Genomic DNA, 22,572 nt, shown 5'->3' with positions numbered 1-22,572 from the left:
CAATCGATTTGCCGACTTGCGCAAGGTTCGCTATACTTCGGGCCGCGCAAGACTTTGAGTGGCCCCGCGCATACGGGTGCTTAGCTCAGTTGGTAGAGCGGCGCCCTTACAAGGCGTAGGTCACAGGTTCGACCCCTGTAGCACCCACCAAAGCTGCGCATCAAGCTCAAGGCCCTTGGACCCCTGGTTCAAGGGCTTTTGTGTTTTTGCACGGCCGCCCGCCATCTATTGCGGCTCGGTGCTCGCCTGTTTTGCGCGCAGCGCGCGCTGATTCCAGCCTCACGCAATCCGGATTCGTACCACCGGCAACACACGTCAGCATGCCGCGGGCGGGGCTCGTTTTGAGCGCGTAATATCGGTCAGAGTAAACTTGCGAATCATTCGCATTTGATATATCGTAGTAGACTTGGAAACGCCAGCTGGTGGCCGAGATAAGTTTCTCGGTTGCATGCTGGCGTACTCGTTAATGTTTCTGGCATGATTCATGCCTAGCCTTCAATACGGTTGGACTTCTACCCCGCAAGCGTCGGTGGGGTTACGCGTGGGAGCCGGCATCGCCGTGCTTGCTGTGCACGCAGCGGTAATTGGTGCCATTTTCTTCAATGACACTGAAGCTCCCGTTTTGCTCGATCAAGAGCCTGTCATGGTGAGCGTCATCGAAGCTCCCGTGCCCCAGGTCGCCAAGGCTGAGCCCAATCCCGAACCCCCGGTACAAGAGACTCCGCCGCCGGAGTCAGTGGTCGATCCCACGCCGGAACCCGACCCCGAGCCCGAAATCGAGCCAGAGCCCGAACCCGAGCCCGTCGTAGAAAAGCCGCCCGTTCCGGCGCCGCCGCCTCCGCCCAAACCCAAGCCCAAGCCGAAACCTCAGCCCAAGCCTCAGCCCAAAACCGAGGTCAAAGCCGACCCTACGCCCAAGCCACCGGCTGGAGAGACCGATGGCGAACAAGTCACACAAGCGCCCAAGCAAGGTCCTGCACCCGACCAGCCGGTCTTCATGTCCAGCGTCGAGTACCTGGGAGACCGGCCGGCGCCCCGGTATCCGTCGGAATCGATCCGGCGTCGCGAGCAAGGGCGGGTGATTGTGCTGGTTACGATCAATCCGCAGGGCTATGTCGACAAAGCCGTCGTCGACAGCTCCTCTGGTTTCCGTCGACTGGATGACTCGGCGATCGAGGCGGTGCGAAAAGCACGATTCAAACCACTGACTCGTAACGGGATTGCGCAAACGGCCATGGCCAGGATTCCGTTCGATTTCGGACTTAAGTGATACAAGCAAAAGGGAACTGAGATGTTCAACGTACTCCAAAATGCCATGATGGTCGTGGCCCAGGCAGCGGGCTCGGCAGCTCCCGCTGCTGCGACGCCGCCCGCCGCGCCCCAGACGCTGCAACCGGCCGCCGACGCGCTCAACGCCGCCGCTGCTGCTGCCGCCTCGGCTCCGCCGCCGGCCCCTGCGGTGCCCGACATGGGTTTCATGCACTTTGTCGCCCAGAGCGATTTCGTCGGCAAGACGCTGTTCATCATCCTCATCCTGATGTCGGTGGTGACCTGGTATCTCATCGTCGTCAAGGCCATCAGCAACGTGCGTATGCGCAACCGCGCTGCGGTCTTCCTGAATCATTTCTGGAATGCCGGTTCGCTCAAGCAGGTCGAAAACGAAATCGTCACGCACGGCGCGCGCGATCCGTTCTCACATCTCGCCAGCCATGCCATTCACGCTCAGAGTCATCACGCCAAGTTCGGTGCCACCAAACTCGAAGAGGCCGGCAGCAATGGCGAGTTCGTCACTCGCACCATGCGTAAGGTCATCGACGAAGAGACCGCCAAGCTCGAGAACGGCCTGACCATTCTCGCTTCGGTGGGATCGACGGCCCCGTTCGTTGGTCTGTTCGGTACGGTTTGGGGCGTGTACCACGCTCTGGTGGGTATCGGCTTGTCCGACGGTGTGACCATCAGCCGTATCGCCGGCCCCGTGGGCGAAGCGCTCATCATGACCGGTCTGGGTCTGGCCGTAGCCATTCCTGCGGTGCTCGCCTATAACGCGTTTGTGCGCAATAACCGCGTCTTCCTGTCGCGTCTGGACGCTTTCGCGCATGATCTGTTCGCCTTCCTGACCACCGGCCAGCAAGTCGCGGTGTCCGACGGTAAGGTGCGTGCGCTGCGTCGCCAGGGTGGCCAGGCCGCCGATGCACGAGGGAGCGAATAATGGCTTTTGGCAGCTTCGACAATAAAGGGTCGGGCGGCCACACCGTGTCCGAGATCAACATGGTGCCGCTCATCGACGTGATGCTGGTGCTGCTGGTGATCTTCATCATCACGGCGCCGCTGCTGGCGCATTCGATCAAGATCAACATGCCGCAGGTCTCTGCCGAGCAGCTTCAGGAAGATCCGAAAACGATCGACCTGGCTATCGATGCCAGCGGCAAGATTTTCTGGGACGAGCAGCCGATCACGCTGGAAGACTTGCCGTTCCGCTTTCATGCAGTGGCGGGCGACAAGCCTCAACCCGAAATCCGTATCCGTGCCGACCAGAACACGCGCTACGAAACACTGGCCAAGGTCATGGCCTCGGCCCGTCGCTCAGGGATGGGCCGTATCGGCTTCGTGACCACACCGGCCCCGGCGGCGCCCGCTATCGGAGCACAGGGCGGCGACCAGCCTGCAGCCGCTGGCGCGCAGCCGGCGGCCAAGCCCGCGGCGCAACCCGCACGCTAAACAACGCAGGGGAGAGGTAGCGGCGGCTGCGCCGAAACGTCTCCCCGCGCGCTGTTGTAGGGTAGAACGCATATTTGATCTGGGCGCGCGGCTCAGGTTCGCGCTAGAATCGCGGCATGCGAGTACTCGTAATCGAAGATGACACCACCCTGGGCCATGCGCTCCAGGAATTCCTGTCCGACCAGGGCTACGCCGTGGACTGGCTCACCGAGGGTGACAAAGTCCAGGGGGCGCTGGCGGGGCAGCCTTACGATCTGCTTCTGCTGGACCTGAATCTCCCCGGCCAAAGTGGCCTGGAGGTTTTGCGCCAGTTGCGCCAGGAGGGCAGCCAGGTACCGGTGCTTATCCTGACAGCCCGCGATGGTCTCGATGACCGGGTGGCCGGCCTGGACGCCGGCGCGGACGACTACGTCACCAAACCCTTTGACCTGCCCGAACTCGCCGCCCGCGTTCGTGCGCTGGGCCGCCGCCGTACCGGCCAGGCTCAACCGTTGATCGAAGTAGGTCCTCTCGTGTTTGATACCGTCGGCCGCGAAGTCCGGGCCAACGGCCAGCGTCTGGCCCTGTCGGTGCGTGAGCTCTCCGTGCTGGAAATGCTCATGGCCCGCGTCGGCCGGGTCGTGACCAAGCGCCAGATCGTCAATTCGCTTTCCGCCTGGGATGCTGACTTCAGCGAGAATGCCGTCGAAGTGTACGTGTACCGCTTGCGCAAGCGCCTTGAAGGCACGGGCGCCAGCATCCAGACTGTGCGCGGCTTTGGTTATATGCTGGATGTCGAGGCAGCCTGACCTCGCCTGAGGCGCACGCCGGGCCATAAGGCCCGGTGCTCACCGCTTTCCCTCCATGCCGGACACTCGCCCCGAACCTTTGCCGCAACAGCCGGGCTGGAAGCTGCCAGTGGGCTCATTGGCGCGCCATCTCGTCGTGCGCCTCATGCCCCCCGTCTTGTTGCTGTTTCTGCTGGATCTGGCAGCGACATGGGTCATGACGCACAAGATCGACATGTCCGTCTGGATGCTGGAGGACTTCTTCTGGCTGATGGTGGCCGGCCAGATATTGTTGATCGTGCTGTTTGCCGGTGTGATCGTGCAGGGGGTGCGATCCGGTCTGCGGTCGGTCAACCACCTTTCGGAAGAGATTCGCCTGCGTTCCATCGACGATATGCAGCCGATGGCCGTGCAGGGTTTGCCCGCGGAAATTGCGCCGCTGGTCACGCATATCAATGATCTCCTGCTGCGTCTGGATGCGTCGCTTGCGGCGCAACGGCGATTCATCGGGCACGCCGCCCATCAGTTGCGCACACCGCTCAGCGGTCTGCGGCTGGAGTCCGAACTCATGCTGGCGCGTCCCTTGCCCGAGGACGTGCGTGCCCGCGCCGAGCGCATCAAGGTCGTCAGCGATCGCATGATACGTCTGGGGCAGCAGTTGCTGGTGCTGGCCAAAGCGGATCCCAATGCGCGGCCACAGGATCGCTTTGTGCGGCTGGACCTGTGCGAGTGGGTGCGTGCCAGCGGCGCCGAATGGATTCCACGCACGCGAGCCTCGCAGGTCGAGCTTGACCTGTTGGCTCCGGATCACCCGATATGGATCGATGGTGATCCCTTGCTGCTCGATGAGCTGCTGGGAAATATGATCGACAACGCCTTGCGCTATGGTGCGGGTCTTGTGACGCTGACCATCGGTGAGAATCCACCGTCGCTGACGGTCGAAGACGATGGTCCGGGTATCGATCCCCAGGAGCGCGAACGGGTCTTCGAGGCTTTTTACCGGTCGCCGTCGGCCAGTGCGGATGGCTCAGGGCTGGGCCTGGCGATTGTGCGTGAGATCGCGCATGCGCATGGCGCATGGTGGAAGTTGAGCAGCCGTCCGGAGTTCGACGGCACGCGGCTTACCGTTGTTTTCCCTGGACCCCGCAAGGGTGCGCAACTTACACGCCATGAGCGTCCCTATGAGTCAGCTCTCTGAAACAGGCAAATCCCGGCACATGGCCCTGGTGATGGGCGCGCTGGGTGTGGTGTATGGAGATATAGGCACAAGCCCCCTGTACACGCTTCGCGCCTGCCTGACCGGCTTTGCCGATCTGGAGCCTGCTCACATTCTGGGCGTGTTGTCGATTCTGTTCTGGCTGCTCATGGTGGTGGTGTCGCTCAAGTATGTGACCCTCATTCTGCGGGCGGACAATCAAGGCGAGGGCGGCACGCTCGCGCTGTTGGAGCTGGCCGTGCGCGGGCGCAGCGGCAGGATGCGCATGTTTCTGGTGATACTTGGCATCTTCGGCGCCGCGCTGTTTTACGGCGACAGCATGATTACGCCGGCCATTTCGGTGCTCTCTGCCATCGAGGGCATAGGTGTGGTCTCGCACACCATGGATCGCTGGGTGGTGCCGGCCGCTATCGTGGTGCTGGTTGCTCTGTTCGCCATACAGTCGCGCGGCACCGGCGCAATGGGCAAGCTTTTCGGGCCGGTGATGGCACTGTGGTTTGGCACCTTGGCGGTGTTGGGCGGCTGGCAGATCTGGCAGGCGCCGCAAGTGCTGGCTGCGCTCAACCCGATGTGGGGGTTGCGCTTCATCGTGGAGTTTCCCCTCATGAGCTTTTTGCTGCTGGGCGCCGTGGTTCTGGCGCTGACCGGCGCAGAAGCCTTGTATGCAGACATGGGGCATTTCGGGCGTCCGGCCATCCGGCGCGCCTGGTTCAGCATGGTGCTGCCGTCGCTGACGTTGTGCTATCTGGGGCAAGGGGCGTTACTCCTGCGCGACCCGACGGCGATCCGCAATCCGTTTTTTCTGATGGCGCCGGAGTGGGGCCTGGTTGCTCTGGTGGCCCTGGCCACCGTGGCGACGGTGGTGGCCTCGCAGGCTGTGATCTCGGGCGCGTTTTCGGTGACTCGCCAGGCAGTGCAGCTTGGGTTCTGGCCCCGCATGCAGATTCTGCATACGTCTGCGGCGGAAAGAGGACAGATTTATTTGCCCCAAGTCAATGCTTTGCTCCTGTGTGCGGTGCTGTTGCTCGTGCTGGCGTTTCGCAATTCCGAAAATCTGGCTGCAGCCTACGGTTTTGCCGTAACCGGGACCATGCTGACGACGTCTGTGCTGGCCTTTGCGGTTCTGCCTCGGGGCAGTACGGGTGGCCGTCGATTGGCATGGATGGCGTTGCTGGGCGTATTGCTGCTCATCGACATCCTGCTTTTTGGGGCCAATATTTTCAAGATTCACGAGGGTGGCTGGATGCCGCTATTGGTTGGTGTCATCGTTTTCACGCTCATGATGACCTGGCGGCGCGGCAGGCTGTTGCTGGCCCAACTGCAGGCGCGCGACCGCCAGCCGCTCAACGAGTTCATGGAGCAACTGGAAACCTATCCGCCGGCACGCGTGCCGGGCACCGCCATTTTTATGACCATGAACAGCGGCAATGTGCCGCCGGCGCTATTGCACAACCTCAAGCACAACAAAGTGCTGCACGATCACGTCGTGTTTCTGTCCATTCGCGTTTCGGATGTACCGTATGTCGCGGATGACGGGCGCTTCGACGTCACGCAGGTGAGTGCCTCGAGCTGGCAGGTCATCATTCATTACGGTTTCAAAGAAGATCCTGACGTGCCCGAAGCCCTGCGTGAGGTGGCTGAGGCTTATCCAGAGATCGATCTGGAACCCATGCGTACCTCCTATTACCTGTCGCGCCAGACCGTCGTGTCGGGTAAGCGTTCTGCGATGTCTCGCTGGCGCAGGGCCGTGTTCTCTTTCATGGCTCGCAATTCCACGCGCAGCACTCGGTTTTTCAAGATTCCTCCCAATCGCGTGGTCGAAATGGGCATGCAGGTTGAGCTGTAACGCGGACAGGTAAATCCCGGTGTTATTCGGTTTTATCCTACTCGTTGTGCTGTAGCGCCTGATTGCGGCAGGCCATCCAGCGGCTCCATACTCCTAGACTCTTGTTGACTTCTGGCTCTTCTATGGAGGCCGGCGAATGGTCCTTGACGACTGGCGCGAACTCAAGCGTCTTGGTGACGAACGCATAGCCCGGGTGCGCGCCCTGGAAGGTTTTTACGTACTCTGGCCGCGTTACTGCAGTGCCTGGACGCAGCACCTGCATGAGGTGGCCCAAGGCTCTACCTATCGCGCTGACCCGCGTTTTCTGGGCTTCTGTGAGGTTGGAGAAAAACCCACGCTGCCCAACGCGATGATCCCTGTTCCCCCTAGTCAGGACGGGGCGATATCCATGATGGAATATCTGCGGCGCCACAGTCGCAACCCGCGCATCGGTCTGATGTGTTTTCCGGGCACGCACGGCGAATGGGCGCTATGGCGGGGTGTGCAGGGGCAGTTTGATTATCTGGCCCATATGGCGGCAAGCGGGGCTGCACATACGTATGTGCCAGTCGAACAGGAGCGCGACCACTACCTGCGCGAGATCGATAGTTATCTGGCCATGATGGCTGGGATGGACCTGCTGTCGCAGCAGACGCTGGCCGCGCGCATCCATGCTTATCTTGCCTTGGATCGTGGTCCCCTGCTGCGATACATGATCAGTGCCGATTATCAGTACTTCAATGGCGCCAGTCCGCAATGCTCGTTTGTGCCGCGCGAGCAAGAGATTTATGTCGATGTGGGCGCCAGTCAGGGCGAGTGCCTGGGCCGCATGGCCGGGCTGGTCGGGCCAGGCTCCGAACTCTGGGGGCTGGAGCCCAACCGTCTGGATTTCGTCAGTTTGCGCAGCTTGTCATGGCTGTTGCCCATCCGTGCCGAGCGGGTCGTTGCCGGCGCCCACCATGGTGGCAGCGTGGAGTTCTACACGGACCCTGATTACCCGCATGGGTCGCGCTTCGTGCTTCCTTCGGATTCCGTGCAGTGGCGCGAAGATCGTAAAGAGTGGATAGAGCCTTTGCCAGCGGTTTCTCTGGATTGCCTTGTCCCTGGCCAAGCCACCATGATCAAGGCTGATGTCGAGGGCGGGGAGCTCGGTATCCTGGAAGGCGCCACACGTCACCTGGCCGATTCGCAGTGCCGCCTGAGTATCGCAGCCTATCATTATCCGAATGATCTGCTGTCGCTGAGTCGTTTCATGCAGTCGCTGGGGCGCAAACGTCATTCGGTGCGTGGCCACCACGCCAGTGTGTGGGACCTGGTGCTTTACGTGCACGAAGACGCGCGCTAGGCGCTGTCCGCGTTCGCTGGTGGCGCGGACGAGTCATCCTGCTGATGCCGGGCGGTGAGCGGGCCCCTTTTTCTGCCAAAAGCGGACGACGCTACGGGCCGTCGGCTTGCCGCCTTCCCCAGGATTCGCCGGCACTTGGCTCAGCTCAGGCGGATTAGCCGCTCGCACAAACAGGGTTGGCAGGTGGCGCCGGTGTGGGCCGCAGGGGCCTGTTTTACTTTCTTGCTACCATCCCTATGAAATCTGCAGCAATGCAGAATCCTTGCTGGATTTCCAAACCACAAAAACTGTGGGGGAAGGGTGGCCAAGAATTATTACTGGGTTTCATTTGCCAAAGCCTTGGCGATGCTGGGCGTCGTGGGCATACATGTTGCAGGTTATACCGCGGCGGCAACGGGAGCCAGAAGTGTATTTGTTGGTAAGCTGGCCATCCTGATTGCAACGCTTGGGTTATGCGCCGTGCCTCTCTTTGTCATGATTAGCGGCGTCCTGTTGCTCGACCCCGAGAAATTCACCACGCTTGGTGACTTCATCAAAAAACGGCTGAGCAGAATTGCCGTGCCGTTGGTGTTCTGGCACATTGCGTATTATTTCTTCATCGTCTGCTATCTACAGTGGAATCTTTCCGTATCGCAGGCGATTTCCAACAGCATTGATGGCAAGCTGTATACGGCGCTCTACTATTTCTGGATTATATTGGGGTTGTCTGTATTTACCCCTATTTTGATTCCTTACGTTCGAGAAAAGAACAACAAAATATTATTGGCAGCACTTGTTGCATGCTGCATTCCGGTGTTTACCACGGCCCTGGCGCCGTTTCGGCCGGGTGTCACTGTTTTCGTGCATACGCCCTGGACATGGTGGATTCCCTATCTGGGATATTTTCTTCTTGGTTGGGCGCTCAAGGATGTGGTGCTTACCTGTCGATGGCTGATCGTCGCACTGTGCATTTTGCTGGTGACCGTGTTCGGTTTGTATTCGACGTGGAGCAGAGTCGACGTCAGCATATTGGTTAGTGCCCTCTGGCCGAGTAGTTATTATGGACTGGCTGACCTGCTCCCCGTGATTAGTACGAAATCGATGTAGAGTCCGTTCCCAAAGGAATGGCAATGAAGAAACGATTTACGGAAGAGCAAATCATCGGCGTGCTCAAGGAAGCCGATGCAGGTGCCAAGCCCGCAGAGTTGTGCCGCAAGCACGGAATCTCCGAGGCAACGTACTACAACTGGAAGGCGAAGTTCGGTGGCATGACGGTGTCGGACGCTCAGAGGCTCAAGGAGCTGGAGCAGGAGAACAACAAGCTCAAGAAGCTGTTGGCCGAGTCGATGCTGGACAAGGCGGCGCTTCAGGATCTGCTAAGCCGAAAGTAGTCAGCCCGCAGGCCAAACGCGAGGCGGTCAGGACATTAATGACCGAGCGCAGCATGGGTGTTACCCGGGCCTGTGGGCTGGTAGGAATTTCGCGGTCGCTGTTTGCCTACGAGAGCACACGCTCAGGCGATGCTGCGCTGACCGAGCGCATGAAAGAGATGGCAGTGGCGAAACGACGCTACGGCTATCGGAGGATCCATGTGCTCTTACGTCGCGAAGGCTGGCAAGCAAATCACAAGCGAATCTGGCGGCTGTACAGTCTGGCAGGGTTAAGCGTGCGAAAACGAAAGCGTAAGCGAATCGCGGCGACCGAGCGCGTGGTTCGCCCAGCGGCAATCGCGCCGAATCAGAGTTGGTCAATGGACTTTGTGGCCGACGGCCTAGCCTATGGCCGCCGATTCCGCTGTTTGACTATCGTCGATGACTACACTCGCGAATGCCTGGCCATCGAGGTCGATACGTCGTTGCCGGGACTGCGTGTTGCCATGGTGCTGCAACGGCTGGCGGAGATGCGTGGCCTGCCGCGATCTATTACCGTGGACAACGGGCCAGAGTTCGCCGGAAGAGCCTTGGACGCCTGGGCCTACCAAGCAGGCGTAAAGCTGTCGTTTATTCGGCCGGGTAAGCCGGTGGAGAACGCTTATATCGAAAGTTTCAACGGCAAGTTCCGCGACGAATGCCTTAACGAGCACTGGTTCTTGTCCCTGCGACAGGCTAAAAGCTTGATCGAAAACTGGCGAGTCGAGTACAACACCGATCGGCCTCACAGCGCGCTCGGATATTTAACGCCGGCGCAATTCGTGCAGGCTCATCAGAAAGAAGGTCTTTTACCCCTGGGCTCTATGTCGGTGCCGTACTAAATCTGGGGGCAGGTCATCTGGGCATCAGGCCAGCGGCATCCGACGGGCCGTGGACAAAAAAAAACCTGGGCCAGGACCCAGGTTTGTACTGCAGCCGAGACGTTTACTGTTTGTCGTCTTTGATCTGCGGCAGCGCGGCGTTACCGGACGAGGAGAGTAGGCCGGCTTTCACATAAGTGAAGAGCTTTTCGCGCGTGTCGGTGATGTCCAGGTTGCGCATGGTCAGTTGACCGATGCGGTCAGCAGGCGTGAACGGTGCGTTTTCGACCTTTTCCATGGACAGACGCTCTGGAGCATAGGTCAAGTTGGGCGAGTCGGTGTTCAGCAGCGAGTAGTCATTGCCACGGCGCAGTTCGAGGGTGACCTCGCCGGTGATTGCACGTGCCACCCAGCGTTGAGCCGTTTCACGCAGCATGATGGCTTGCGGGTCGAACCAACGGCCTTGGTACAGCAGGCGGCCCAACTTGCGGCCATTTTCGCGGTATTGCTCGATGGTGTCTTCGTTGTGAATGCCGGTGACCAGACGTTCGTAAGCAATGAACAGCAACGCCAGGCCCGGAGCTTCGTAGATACCACGGCTCTTGGCTTCGATGATGCGGTTTTCGATCTGGTCGCTCATGCCCAGGCCATGGCGGCCGCCGATGCGGTTGGCTTCGAGCAGCAGTGCGACGACGTCGTTGTATTCCACGCCATTGAGGGCCACCGGACGGCCTTCCTCGAAGCGCACGCTGACTTCTTCAGCTTTGACGGTGACATCGTCACGCCAGAAAGCCACGCCCATGATGGGCTTGACGATGCGAATGCCTGAATTGAGGAATTCCAGATCCTTGGCTTCGTGGGTAGCGCCCAGCATGTTGGAGTCGGTCGAGTACGCTTTCTCGGCCGACATTTTGTAGTCGAAGCCGGAGCGGCGCATGTATTCCGACATCTCGGAGCGGCCGCCGAGTTCGTCGATGAAGGTCTGATCCAGCCAGGGCTTGTAGATCTTCAACTCGGGGTTGGTGAGCAGGCCATAGCGGTAGAAACGCTCGATGTCGTTGCCTTTGAACGTGCTGCCGTCGCCCCAGATGTTGATGCCATCTTCTTTCATGGCGGCCACGAGCATGGTGCCGGTCACGGCACGCCCGATGGGCGTGGTGTTGAAGTACGTCAAGCCCGCGGTGGAGATGTGGAACGCGCCGCTTTGCAGCGCGGCAAGTCCTTCGGCCACGAGTTGGGCACGGCAGTCGATCAGGCGGGCATTCTCGGCGCCGTATTGCATGGCACGGCGAGGGATCTCTTCGTAGTCGGGCTCGTCGGGTTGGCCAAGGTTGGCGGTGTAGGCGTAGGGGATGGCGCCTTTTTCACGCATCCACAGCAAGGCCGCACTGGTGTCCAGGCCGCCAGAGAAGGCAATGCCGACCTTCTGGCCGGTGGGAAGGTTCGGGAGAATGGTAGTCATTGTGTGATCGAAAGCGACAAAGGGCTGACGGCAGAGGGCTCAGACTGGCTATTTTAGCGCGTTTGCCCCCTGACGGCCCGGGGCATGTCAGGGGTAGGGGAGCGGTAGTTCAGCGAATTTCGCCCAGCAAAAGGAACTCCATCAGAGCCTTTTGCACGTGCATGCGGTTCTCGGCTTCATCCCAGACCACGCTTTGTGGGCCATCGATGACGTCGCCGGTGACTTCTTCGCCACGGTGGGCCGGCAGGCAATGCATGAACAATGCCTTGGGGTCGGCGGCTGCCATCATCTCGGCATCCACGCACCAATCGGCGAAGGCCGCACGGCGCTCTTCGTTTTCGGCTTCGTAGCCCATGCTGGTCCAGACATCGGTGGTCACCAGGTGCGCGCCCTGGCAGGCCTGCATGGGGTCCTTGAACTGTTTGAGTACCGCAGGGGGCGGGTTGCCGACACGAGAGGCTTCGAGTTCGTAGCCGGCCGGTGTCGACACGTGCAAGGTGAAGCCCAGCATCTCGGCGGCTTGCAACCAGGTGTAGGACATGTTGTTGGCATCTCCTACCCAGGCGACGATCTTGCCGGCCACGGGGCCGCGATGTTCGATAAAGGTGAACAGGTCGGCCAGAATCTGGCAGGGGTGATACTCGTTGGTCAGGCCGTTGATGACCGGCACGCGCGAATGCGAAGCGAATCGTTCGATGCGCGTCTGCTCGAAGGTGCGGATCATCACGATGTCGACCATGCGCGAAATGACGCGGGCCGTGTCTTCGATGGGCTCGGAGCGGCCTAGCTGCGAGTCATTGGAGGTCAGGTTGATGACCGAGCCACCCATTTGGTACATGCCGGCTTCGAAGGAGACGCGGGTGCGCGTGCTGGCCTTCTCGAACACCATCGCCAGCGTGCGGTCGTGCAGCGGCATGTGGGGTTCGTAGCGCTTGAACTTATCTTTGATGATGCGGGCGCGGTCCAGGACATAGCCGATCTCGGCGGCGGTGAGGTCTTTGAACTGCAGGAAATGCCGCAGGGGGCCGTTTTGCGTCGTAGAGGGAGTCATGGTGAGGTCACAGGTCGATAGACGGCAGCCCGGCTCGTGGCCCGGCCGCCTGTGATTATGCTTGGTCGGCCAGGAAGGTCTTGATCAGGGGGACGAGGATTGCGACGATTTGATCAGCTTCGGCCTCGGTGAGGATGAGCGGCGGCAGCAGCCGGATGACACGGTCGCGCGTGACGTTGATCAGCAGGCCGGCCTGCAACGCCTGCAAGGCCAACACGCCACAGGGGCGGTCGAGTTCGATGCCCAGCATCAGGCCGCGTCCGCGCACTTCCCTGACGCCTTGCACGCCATCCAGCGCCTGGCCAAGCGCGTGCTGCAGATAGCTGCCGATGCGTTCGGCATTGGCGAGCAACCCGTCTTGCTCGAGCGTATCGAGCACGGCCAGGCCAGCCGCGCAGGCTAGCGGGCCGCCGCCGAAAGTGGTGCCATGGCTGCCGGGCGTCAGCACCCCGGCGGCCGGGCCGCGGGCCAGCATGGCGCCGATCGGCACGCCGCCAGCCAGCCCCTTGGCCAGGGTCATCACATCCGGCCGGATGCCTGCCCATTGGTGGGCAAACCATTTGCCGGTGCGGCCGACGCCGGACTGGACTTCATCGATCATCAGCAGCCAGCCGCGTTCGGTGCACAACTCGCGAAGTGTCTGCAAGTACGCAATGTCGAAGGGGCGGATGCCGCCTTCTCCCTGCAGGACTTCCAGGAGGACGGCGGTGACGCGCGGCTCGCGGTCGCCGGCTTGGCGCACGGCCTGCAGATCGTTGTAGGCAACTTGTATGAAGCCGGTGGGCAGGGGCTCGAAACCTTTGCGGGCCTTCTCGCTGCCGGTGGCCGCCAGGGTACCCAGCGTGCGGCCGTGCCAGGACGACTCCATCGTGATGACGTGCGCGTGGGTGTTGCCGCGTTGATAGCCGTAGTAGCGTGCCAGCTTGATGGCGGCTTCATTGGCCTCGGAGCCGCTGTTGCTGAAGGCCACTTCTTCCATGCCGGACAGGGCATTCAAGCGTGCGGCCAGCTCGGTCTGCTGGGGCACTTCGTAGATGTTGGAGGTGTGAATGACCCGCGCGGCCTGCTCGGCGATGGCTCGCACGAGCCGGGGGTGAGCATGGCCGAGGCATGAGACACCGATGCCTGCCAGGGCATCGAGGTACTTTCGGCCTTGGGGGTCCCATAGCCAGACACCTTTGCCGTGGGTAAACGAGACCGGCAGGCGGGAATAAATATTGGCCAAGGGCGAGTTCATCGCGGTGTGCTCCACGGGAAAAACCAGGGATGCGGCCCTCTCATGCCCCAGGGCGGAAGCGGACCAAAGGATCAATCATATACAATTCGCGGCGCGGGTCGCATGTTTGAGTCGCGGCCGATCTGGCGTCCGCGCGCGCAGCCCGTTGTGAAGGTCCCATGGCAACTCGCGTCAAACAGTTCATTATTCACGGCGTCACCGAAAGTGGTGCGCGTTTCCGCCCCAGCGACTGGGCGGAGCGCCTCGCTGGCGTCATGGCTCAGTTCCGGCCGCCTGGCAGCGCCGGCAATCATCTCACCTATTCGCCTTACGTCCTGCCCGTCGTGATCGACGGTGTGCGGGGTATCGTGGTCGATCAGCGCCTGCGCGAGCTTGAACCGCTTGCGTTCAAGTTTGTGGTCGATTTTGCGCGTGATAACGGGTTAAAGACCGAAGAACGCGAGGTATAAAGGTCGACGAGGGGCAAGCCCCCGTCGGGGCTTCGTTCGTACGAGGTTATACCGGCGTGGTCACTTTGCCTGTAGCAAAGTAGGCGGCCAGGTTGTCCAGCATCAGGTTTTCCATGTCCAGACGGGTTTCGGTGGTGGCGCTGCCGATATGCGGCAGCACCACGGCTTGATCCGTGGTTTTGAGAAAATCCGGTACGTTGGGCTCGTGTTCGAATACGTCCAGGGCGGCGAAGCCCAGCTCGCCGGACTCCAGCAGACTCTCCATGGCTGCTTCGTCTATCACCGGACCGCGAGCGATATTGACGATGATGCCCTTGGGGCCGAGCGCGCGCAGCACCTCGCGGCTGACCAGATGGCGCGTGCTGGGGCCGCCCACCGTGGCGACGATCAGAAAGTCGGCCCATTCCGCCAGTTCGGTCAGACTCCCGGCATAGCCGTACTCGACATCGTTGCGCTCGCGGCGGTTGTGATAACGCACCTGCATGTCAAAACCCAGACCTCGGCGGGCAATGGCTTCGCCGATGCGGCCCAGGCCGATTACCCCCAGTTTCTTGCCGCTCACGCGCATGCCCAGCGGAATGCTGCCATGCACCTGACCCCATTGGCCTGCGCGCACGAAGCGTTCGCCCTGGCCCATGCGCCGGGCAGCGCTGATCAGCAGGCCCCAGGCTAGATCGGCCACGCAATCCGTGAGCACATCCGGCGTGTTGCTCACCTGAATGCCGCGCGCCTGGGCGCCTGCACGTCTATGGTTTCATAGCCCACGCCCCAGCTGCAGATCGCCTTCAGATCGGGCGGAGCCGCAATAAGGTCGGCGCGGGCACCCAGGTTGGCCGAGGTCACCAGTGCGGTCACGCCGGGACCGAACTCTGCCAGGGCTGCTGCGCGGTTCTCGTGCTTCCAGAGTTCGATTACGTCGTAGCTTGCGGCCAGGCGCGCATTGGCCGTGGGCGAACCGGCCAATGAGCCGACCTGGATGATGCGATGCTTGCTTGTCATGGCGTCCAACGTTGGGTGGAAATGGCTAAAACGAAAATGCTACTTGATTCCGGGCTGGGCCGGCCAGCCTGCGATCAGCAGCGCGGGTTGGCTTGCTCGTGGCGGTTCGAGGCTGCGGCGAAGAGGGGGTCCGAGGGTAGGCTCTACTTGTAAAACAACTATCTGTGTTGATAGTATGCCTGTCAATCAAGAAGGGCGTAGTCCACGCGCCAATTTTTCTGGAGTGGTTTGCTCGTGAAGACCAGCCCCGTGACTGCCGCCGATCTGCATCGGTCCGTGATCGCCGTGCCACCTCTGGCACGTCATGGTGATCTTTCTCTCAATAGGGTGGCCAACCGGGCTGTGTTGCGACATCTGGAAGAGGGGGGGTGTACGCAACGTCATGTACGGGGGAAATGCCAACTTCTACAACATCGAGGTCAGCGAATACGCCGCTGTCGTGGATGCGTTGGCCGCAGCTGCCGGCGCCCAGACCTGGGTGTTGCCTTCGGTCGGCCCTGACTATGGCAAGCTTATGGATCAGGCCGCCATCCTGCGCACGCGTGACTTTCCGACGGCCATGCTCTTGCCCATGGCGTTTCCCTATACCGATGCAGGCCTGACCGACGGTGTAAGGCGCTTCACCGATAGGCTGGGGCGCCCGGCGGTGCTTTACATCAAGGCGGCCAACTATCTTGCGCCGGCCACGCTGGCGCAACTGATCGAGGAAGGCCGCATAGTCGCTGTCAAGTATGCGGTGGTCCGTGCGGATCCCGCCCAGGATGATTATCTGGCGGCCTTGCTCCAGGAAGTGGATGCGCAGCACGTGGTCAGTGGCATCGGCGAGCGGCCCGCCATCGTGCATTTCCGCCGCTTTGGCCTGAAAAGCTTTACCTCGGGTTCGGTGTGCGTGGCGCCTCGTGGATCGATGCAGTTGCTGCGCAGCTTGCAGGCCGGGCAGTTTGAGCAGGCCGAGCGTCTGCGTGCGACCTATATGCCGCTGGAAGACTGCCGCGATGAGATCAGTCCCATCCGAGTGCTTCATGAGGCCGTGACGTTGGCTGGGGTGGCCGACATGGGACCGATGTTGCCTCTTCTGAGCGGGCTCGATGCTGCCGAGCGCGCTCGGGTGGCACCGGTGGCGAGAGCCCTGCGCGAGCAGGATGGCCAGGCGACCCGGCTACCATAGCGGCTTTCACCTCTCAACTTCCGGAGTGCGGCGTGGCCAGCAAACATACAGAGGACGAACCCGTGCCGCTCGAGAGGCATCAGCGAGTTCGGCTGGGCGACCAACTCTATGGACAGATTTTTGAGCAGATAACGTCGGGACGTCTGAGCGTAGGTGACAAACTCCCGTCCGAGCACGAGATCTGTGAGCGTTTTGGCGTCTCGCGTCCTGTGGTGCGCGAGGCGTTGCTGCGCCTGCGTGCCGATGGCCTGATCACTGCGCACCAGGGGCTGGGTACCTTTGTCAGCCACCAGCCTGCACCGCGGCTGAAGACATTCCCCGACGTGCAGAACGTCAGCGCTTATCTGCGAGCGCAGGAGGTGCGCGTGGCGCTCGAGGGGGATGCGGCGCGTCTGGCGGCCTTGCGACGCAGCGATGCACAGTTGCAGCGCATGGAACAAGCTCACGCCGATTTCCTTGACCGGCTGGCCGACGGCAAGGTTTCTCCGCAGGCGGATCTGGCGTTTCACGCCAGTATTGCCGAGGCCAGTGGCAATGATTTTTACCTCGACGTGCTGGAAAATATTCACGAGGCTGTCAGTGGATTCATGCGATTGGCGCTGAATCTGACACGCACCGGGTCGCGTCAGCGCGCCGAGCGCGTGGCGGAGGAACACGCCGCCATCCTTTCAGCCATCCGGGCGCAGGATAGCGAGCGCGCGCGCGTGGCGATGCAATTCCATCTCGGGCAGGCGCGCCATCGTCTGGTGGACAAGGAGCGCGACTGAACGTGACCAACGGGCATCAGACCCGCTGACGGCATTCATAAGGAGACAGGTGTGCGAGAGGACAAGTCAGGCCAGCGTGCCGGGGTGGCCCTGGTCCGTGAGCAGATAGAGCGTGTGCTGGTCGCCTGGGGAATGCCGCAGGACCTGGCGGCAAGCAGCGCGTCCCTGATGGCGGAGACGGACCGCCTGGGTGTGGACTCTCATGGTATCTCGATGCTGCCCATGTACGAACAGAAGTGGCGCGCTGGCTCGCTCGATCTGCAGGCTCGACCTCGCCTGGTTCGCGAGACGACGGCCAGCGCCTTGCTCGACGGCGGGGGCGGCCTGGGGCACCCGGTCTCTCGGCAAGCCATGGATCTGGCCTGCGACAAGGCCTTGGCTCATGGCGTCGGGGCAGTGTCAGTGCGCAATTCCCACCATTTCGGTGCCGCTGGCGTGTATGCCAGGCTGGCTTTGGCAAGAGGGCTGGTGGGTCTGGTCGCCAGCAGTGCCATCACGCTCATCATGGTTCCGACGCGTGGCGCTATGCCGCGTCTGGGCACCAATCCTCTGGCATTTGCCGCGCCGGCGACGCGCCACTGCGGTCTGGTGCTGGACATGGCAACCACGACGGTGGCAGGCAACAAGGTCAAGGTCTACGACTACTACGGCAAAGCCTTGCCGCAAGGCTGGGCAGTCGATGGCCACGGGCGCAGCGTCACGGATGCCAGCGAGGCCATGGAGTTCATCTTCAAGCGCGACGAGGGCGGGCTGACGCCTTTGGGAGGCACAGCCGCCATGAGCAGCCATAAAGGCTATGGGCTGGCATTGCTGGCCCAGACGCTGGGCGGCACGCTGGGTGGCAGTGCCTTGGCCGCCTTGCATGCGCGCCGCCGAAGGCCAGGGCAAGGTGACGATGTGGGGCATTTTTTTGGTTCATCGAGGAATACCGGGGAATGCAGACCGTATCTTGAGGAAGAAGTACTCCTGATCGCGGTAGCCGTAGGCGCGGCGCTTGATGACTTTGATGGTGTTGTTGATGCCCTCGACGATGCTGGTGTTGAGCCGGTGGCGACAGCGAGACAGAATCCCGTGCAGATAGGCTTTTAGCTTGAGCGCGAAGTGAGCCAAGGCGGCGATGCCGCTGCCCTGAGCCTGTTGCAGCCAGTGATCCCATGCCTGGCGGGCGTAGCCGGGGTGTTGGTAGAACCACAGCTGTTTGAGCTCATCGCGCATCAGATAAGCGGTGAGCAAGGGCTGGTTGGCCTGGAGCAACTCGTCCAACTTTACCGATTGGCACGGATCGAGGTTTTTGCGATTGCGCAGCAGTAGCCAGCGACTGGACTTGATCACCCGGCGGGCCGGCTTGTCGTGCCGCAACTGGTTCGCTTGGTCTACACGCACCCGGTCTATCACTTCACGGCCGTACTTGGCCACGACGTGGAACAGGTCGTAGACGATCTCGGCGTTGGGGCAGTTGGCCTGGATCTCCAGCTCATAGGCCGTCGTCATGTCGATCGCTACGGCCCGGATCTGCTGGGCAACCCCAGTTGGCAGTTGTTCGAAGAAGGCTCTGGCCGTCTCGCGCGAGCGGCCATCACCGATCCATAGCACCTGACGGCGGATCGGATCGACAACGACCGTGGCATAACGATGGCCCTTGTGTAGAGCGAACTCGTCCATCGCTAGGTAGTGGATCTGGCTCCAGTCCGGCTCTTGGATCGCCCGTCGCAGCAGGGCCTTGTCCAGCGCCTTGACCGTGTGCCAACCCAGTTGGAAGAAGCGCGCCACGGCCAGAATGTTGCTGGACTCAAGCAACTGGCTGACCGCCTCGGCCAGCCGGTCGGTCACTCGCTGGTAACGGCCCAGCCAGCTCAGCCTCTCCAGATGCGGTCCACCGCACTGCTCGCACCAGACCCGCCGACGCGGCACTACCAGCGTCACTCGCAGCGCCATTAGCGGCAGATCCCGCACCCGGCGCGTGGTCGTCTCATGCACCTGCCGACATCGGTTGCCGCAGTGCTCGCAGTGCATCGTTCGCGCTGAAGGCTTCAGGTAAATCGTGACCGTCCGGCTCTCACCTTCAGGCCACACGACCCGCTCCACCCGATAACCTTCCCACCCACCCAACCTCTCGATCGTCTTGCGGTCCAGCATGATCCCGGCCTTGATCCTTGAAAAATCAAGGATCAAGCGTAACGGCAATCAAGCACGGCTCCACGCTATTCCGCGATGAACCATTTTTTTCTTGCGCTCGACCCTGCCGCGTTTCGTGATGCCGGTTCATTCGAGGACGAAATGGATGAATTGATCGACACCATGCACGAGACGCCGGCGGCCGATCCCCAAACACCGGTGCTGGTTCCTGGCGACCTCGAGGCGGCCGAGGCGTTGCGGCGCGATATTGAAGGCGTACCGATATCTCGTGCGTTGGACGACAAACTGCGGATGATTTGCGAACGCAGCGGCGCGCGCTATGTGTTGGGTCTCCGAGATGACAAGGATGCATCATGAGTCAAAGTCCCAAGCGCAAACTGCCCGAGGAATTGCGTAGCCACCGTTGGTATGGTGTGAAGGATCTGCGTTCATTCGGGCATCGTTCCCGCACGGCGCAGATGGGTTATCACCGCTCTGATTATGCGGGCAAACCCGTGATTGCCATCATCAACACCTGGAGTGACATCAATCCCTGTCACAGCCATTTCAAGCAACGCGTCGAAGAGGTCAAGCGAGGCATTTGGCAGGCTGGCGGATTTCCGGTGGAAATGCCGGCCATGAGCTTGTCGGAGCCCTTTCAGAAGCCCACGACCATGCTCTATCGAAATTTGCTGGCGATGGAGACCGAGGAGCTGCTGCGCTCCTATCCGGCCGATGGCTGTGTGCTGATGGGAGGTTGCGACAAGACCACGCCAGCGCTGTTGATGGGCGCAATATCCATGGATCTGCCTACGATTTTCGTGCCGGCTGGCCCCATGCTGCGCGGCAATTGGAACGGCGTGACACTGGGTTCCGGATCCGATACCTGGAAGTACTGGGCAGAACTGCGCGCCGGCAACATCACAGAGCAAGACTGGCAGGGTGTGGAGGACGGCATCGCGCGTTCGCCGGGTCATTGCATGACGATGGGCACCGCCTCGACCATGACGGCAGCCGTCGAGGCGCTGGGGCTTTGCCTGTCGGGCTATTCATCGATCCCGGCACCGGATTCTCGTCACGCGCAGATGGCAAGTCTGACCGGAAAACGCATCGTCGAGATGGTCTGGGAAGATCTCAAGCCCAGCGATTTTCTGACTGAGGCCTCGTTCGATAATGCGGTGCGCACCGTTCTGGCACTGTCTGGCTCCACCAACGCGGTGGTGCACCTGATCGCCATGGCGCGCCGCTCGGGTTTCGCGCTCGATCTTGAGCGTTTTGATGCCTTGGCGCGCAGCACACCCGTGCTGGCCAATCTGAGGCCGGCCGGCAAGTATCTGATGGAGGATTTCTTCTACGCTGGGGGGCTGCGAGCGATGCTGGTGCAGATGGCTGATCTGCTGGACTTGACTCAAGGGTCGGTCGACGGTCGTACGCTGGGCGAGAACATTGCAGCAGCGCGCGTGTTCAACGACGACGTCATTCGCAGCCCTGATCAGGCCCTGGTGCCATGTGATGGTCTGGCGGTGCTGCGCGGCAATCTTGCGCCCGACGGTGCCGTCATCAAGCCTGCGGCAATGCTGCCGAGCCTGCAAGTGCATACCGGTCCGGCGGTCGTGTTCAAAGACTACAACGATATGGCCGAACACATTGATGACCCTGATCTGGACATCACTGCCGACAGCGTGATCGTGCTGCAGAATGCCGGGCCTCAAGGTGCGCCTGGGATGCCTGAATGGGGCCAACTGCCCATTCCGCAAAATTGCTCAAGCAAGGCGTGCGTGACATGGTGCGTATCTCGGATGCCCGCATGAGCGGCACGAGCTACGGTGCCTGTGTCCTGCATGTCGCACCGGAATCGTATGTGGGAGGCCCGTTGGCCTTGATCCGCACGGGCGATCTCGTTTCTCTGAATGTACCGGCCAGACGCATCGACATGTTGGTGCCGGAGGCCGAACTCGCGGCACGCAAACAGGCCTGGCAGGCGCCTGCGCCTAAGTTCGACCGAGGCTTCGGGGTGCTTTACCTCAAGCATGTCGGCCAAGCCGATAGCGGGTGCGATTTCGATTTTCTCCAGACCCGCAAGGCGGAGCACAAGGAAGAGCCAGAAATCCATTGACCTCGAAAAGGGGAAGCGGGCCGGACGGCCTGCACGTTTCACACTTGCTCAGCGCATGAGATGCCGGCTTAGCCGACACGAGGAGACAACAGCATGTGGTGCCGTAGATCCTGGTTTGCCAATCGTCGTCGAATTCTGGCGGCGCTCATTGCTTCGGTAGGTTTTTGCAGCGGCGCGCCCGTGGGCGCGGCGACTTGGCCGGACAAGCCCGTGCGGCTGGTGGTTCCGTTTCCGCCAGGCGGCAGTACCGATGCCGTCGGAAGGATGTTGGCCGTGGGCTTGGGCAAGGAGTTGGGTCAAACGGTGATCGTCGAGAACAAGGGCGGCGCCAACGGCAATATCGGTTCGGACGCCGTTGCCAAAGCCGAACCCGATGGCTACACCTTGCTGCTGTCCGGTGTGGGTTCCAACGCCATCAATTACTCGCTCTACCAGTCCATGCCTTATCGGGACAAGGATTTCGCCCACATTGCTTTGCTGGCCACAGGTCCGAATGTGCTGGTGGCCAACCCTGAGTTTCCCGGGCATACCTTCGCCGATTTCATCCGCTTGGCCAAGGCGAGTCCGGATAAGTACACCCACGCCAGTTCGGGCAGTGGCTCGTCCGGCCATCTGGCCATGGAAATGCTCAAGCAGGCGGCGGACATCAAGTTGGTCCATGTGCCTTACAAGGGCGGTGCAGCCGCTATCACGGACACGATTGGCGGGCGTGTCTCCGTGTTGTTCCTGAATCAAGACAACGTATTGCCCCAGGTTCAGGCAGGCAAGCTGCGCGCGTTGGCGGTGGCCAGTGAGAAGCGCAATCCGGCCTATCCCGATATCCCCACCATTGCCGAGTCCGGCTATCCTGGCTTTGCTGCCGAGTCTTGGTTTGGCGTGTCGGCCCCGGCAGGCACGCCAGCGGCGGTGGTCGAGCGTCTGAATGCCGCCACCGTTAAGGCGATGGCAGATCCGGCGTTACGCGAAAAGCTGGAGAAAGTCGGTTTTGTGGTGGTCGGCAGCAGTCCCAAGGCGTTCTCGGATTTCGTCACGGCAGAAATCGGGAAATGGGGCAAGGCCGCCAAGGCTTCCGGCGCGCGCATGGATTGATCATCGGCCAGTCGGCCATTTTCTTAGTAACGGACAGAT

The 22,572-nt window shown here is 61.2% G+C and carries 17 protein-coding genes, 1 tRNA gene and 4 pseudogenes; 17 read left to right on the top strand and 5 right to left on the bottom strand.

The features are described 5' to 3' along the window. The first annotated feature begins 74 nt into the window (after positions 1–74). From LK440_RS10885 to LK440_RS10840, 10 genes are all read left to right on the top strand, one after another. Positions 75–150: transfer RNA gene (locus LK440_RS10885), tRNA-Val, on the top strand. A gap of 334 nt (positions 151–484) precedes the next feature. Further along, positions 485–1,270, top strand: a complete 786-nt coding sequence (locus LK440_RS10880; RefSeq protein WP_025341373.1) for an energy transducer TonB — start codon at positions 485–487, stop codon at positions 1,268–1,270. A gap of 21 nt (positions 1,271–1,291) precedes the next feature. Then, positions 1,292–2,209 (top strand): MotA/TolQ/ExbB proton channel family protein, encoded by a 918-nt coding sequence (locus LK440_RS10875; protein WP_005012772.1) that lies wholly within the window; start codon positions 1,292–1,294, stop codon positions 2,207–2,209. Then, on the top strand, positions 2,209–2,718 hold the full coding sequence (locus tag LK440_RS10870) for an ExbD/TolR family protein (RefSeq protein ID WP_005012775.1): 510 nt from the start codon (positions 2,209–2,211) through the stop codon (positions 2,716–2,718). Before LK440_RS10875 ends, LK440_RS10870 begins: the two co-directional genes overlap by 1 nt. Before the next feature lie 116 nt (positions 2,719–2,834). Further along, positions 2,835–3,506: a response regulator transcription factor gene (locus LK440_RS10865; protein WP_005012777.1), complete on the top strand. Its 672-nt coding sequence runs from the start codon at positions 2,835–2,837 to the stop codon at positions 3,504–3,506. Between the two features lie 55 nt (positions 3,507–3,561). Further along, positions 3,562–4,683, top strand: coding sequence for a sensor histidine kinase (locus tag LK440_RS10860; RefSeq protein ID WP_100225809.1), 1,122 nt, complete (start codon positions 3,562–3,564; stop codon positions 4,681–4,683). Then, the gene (locus LK440_RS10855; RefSeq protein WP_025341374.1) at positions 4,667–6,547 is read left to right on the top strand and encodes a potassium transporter Kup; all 1,881 of its coding nucleotides are present in this window, start codon (positions 4,667–4,669) and stop codon (positions 6,545–6,547) included. The genes LK440_RS10860 and LK440_RS10855 overlap by 17 nt, the downstream gene beginning before the upstream one ends. Positions 6,548–6,683: 136 nt before the next feature. Continuing rightward, on the top strand, positions 6,684–7,871 hold the full coding sequence (locus LK440_RS10850; RefSeq protein WP_005012784.1) for an FkbM family methyltransferase: 1,188 nt from the start codon (positions 6,684–6,686) through the stop codon (positions 7,869–7,871). 300 nt (positions 7,872–8,171) lie between these two features. Continuing rightward, positions 8,172–8,957 (top strand): acyltransferase, encoded by a 786-nt coding sequence (locus LK440_RS10845; protein WP_005012786.1) that lies wholly within the window; start codon positions 8,172–8,174, stop codon positions 8,955–8,957. A gap of 23 nt (positions 8,958–8,980) precedes the next feature. Then, positions 8,981–10,101, top strand: a protein-coding gene (locus LK440_RS10840; protein ID WP_101557886.1) for an IS3 family transposase whose coding sequence is annotated in 2 segments (ribosomal slippage) — positions 8,981–9,233 and positions 9,233–10,101 — 1,122 coding nt in all. Because the reading frame shifts where the segments join, the coding sequence is not laid out codon by codon here. Between the two features lie 103 nt (positions 10,102–10,204). Here the strand turns inward: LK440_RS10840 and argG are convergent. The 3 genes from argG to LK440_RS10825 all read right to left on the bottom strand — a co-directional run bounded on the left by argG (position 10,205) and on the right by LK440_RS10825 (position 13,830). Further along, a complete protein-coding gene (argG, locus tag LK440_RS10835; protein ID WP_005012789.1) occupies positions 10,205–11,542 on the bottom strand; it encodes an argininosuccinate synthase in 1,338 nt (445 codons plus the stop codon). Between the two features lie 109 nt (positions 11,543–11,651). Then, the gene (argF, locus tag LK440_RS10830; RefSeq protein WP_005012790.1) at positions 11,652–12,593 is read right to left on the bottom strand and encodes an ornithine carbamoyltransferase; all 942 of its coding nucleotides are present in this window, start codon (positions 12,591–12,593) and stop codon (positions 11,652–11,654) included. Positions 12,594–12,648: 55 nt separating this feature from the next. Beyond that, positions 12,649–13,830, bottom strand: a complete 1,182-nt coding sequence (locus LK440_RS10825; protein WP_005012795.1) for an aspartate aminotransferase family protein — start codon at positions 13,828–13,830, stop codon at positions 12,649–12,651. 158 nt (positions 13,831–13,988) lie between these two features. On the opposite strand from LK440_RS10825, the gene LK440_RS10820 reads away from it, so the two are divergent. Then, on the top strand, positions 13,989–14,279 hold the full coding sequence (locus LK440_RS10820) for a DUF3579 domain-containing protein (protein ID WP_005012796.1): 291 nt from the start codon (positions 13,989–13,991) through the stop codon (positions 14,277–14,279). A gap of 46 nt (positions 14,280–14,325) precedes the next feature. On the opposite strand, the pseudogene LK440_RS10815 reads toward LK440_RS10820, so the two are convergent. After that, positions 14,326–15,278, bottom strand: a pseudogene (locus LK440_RS10815) (2-hydroxyacid dehydrogenase). A gap of 234 nt (positions 15,279–15,512) precedes the next feature. On the opposite strand from LK440_RS10815, the pseudogene LK440_RS10810 reads away from it, so the two are divergent. From LK440_RS10810 to LK440_RS10800, 3 genes and pseudogenes are all read left to right on the top strand, one after another. Further along, a pseudogene (locus LK440_RS10810) lies at positions 15,513–16,446 on the top strand (dihydrodipicolinate synthase family protein). A 32-nt stretch (positions 16,447–16,478) separates the two neighbouring features. Further along, positions 16,479–17,213 carry a FadR/GntR family transcriptional regulator gene (locus LK440_RS10805; protein WP_005012801.1) on the top strand — a complete coding sequence of 245 codons (735 nt, stop codon included), beginning with the start codon at positions 16,479–16,481 and terminating at the stop codon, positions 17,211–17,213. Positions 17,214–17,345: 132 nt separating this feature from the next. Further along, positions 17,346–18,125, top strand: a pseudogene (locus LK440_RS10800) (Ldh family oxidoreductase); the annotation flags it as partial. Positions 18,126–18,128: 3 nt separating this feature from the next. Here the strand turns inward: LK440_RS10800 and LK440_RS10795 are convergent. Then, the gene (locus LK440_RS10795) at positions 18,129–19,349 is read right to left on the bottom strand and encodes an ISL3 family transposase (protein ID WP_005011985.1); all 1,221 of its coding nucleotides are present in this window, start codon (positions 19,347–19,349) and stop codon (positions 18,129–18,131) included. Between the two features lie 75 nt (positions 19,350–19,424). Between LK440_RS10795 and LK440_RS10790 the strand changes: the two genes are divergently transcribed. From LK440_RS10790 to LK440_RS10780, 3 genes and pseudogenes are all read left to right on the top strand, one after another. Then, entirely contained in the window at positions 19,425–19,706 is a 282-nt protein-coding gene (locus LK440_RS10790) for an Ldh family oxidoreductase (protein ID WP_005012803.1), read from the top strand. After that, a pseudogene (gene araD, locus LK440_RS10785) lies at positions 19,703–21,444 on the top strand (L-arabinonate dehydratase). Before LK440_RS10790 ends, araD begins: the two are co-directional and overlap by 4 nt. Positions 21,445–21,537: 93 nt before the next feature. After that, complete coding sequence (locus LK440_RS10780) at positions 21,538–22,533, top strand: Bug family tripartite tricarboxylate transporter substrate binding protein (RefSeq protein ID WP_005012804.1); 996 nt, start codon at positions 21,538–21,540, stop codon at positions 22,531–22,533. Positions 22,534–22,572: the final 39 nt, after the last annotated feature.

The sequence above is a fragment of the Bordetella holmesii genome (genome assembly GCF_020735985.1).
Taxonomy (GTDB): domain Bacteria; phylum Pseudomonadota; class Gammaproteobacteria; order Burkholderiales; family Burkholderiaceae_B; genus Bordetella; species Bordetella holmesii.
The sequence above is the reverse complement of the archived record's forward strand: the minus strand, read 5'-3'. Positions and strand labels throughout refer to the sequence as shown.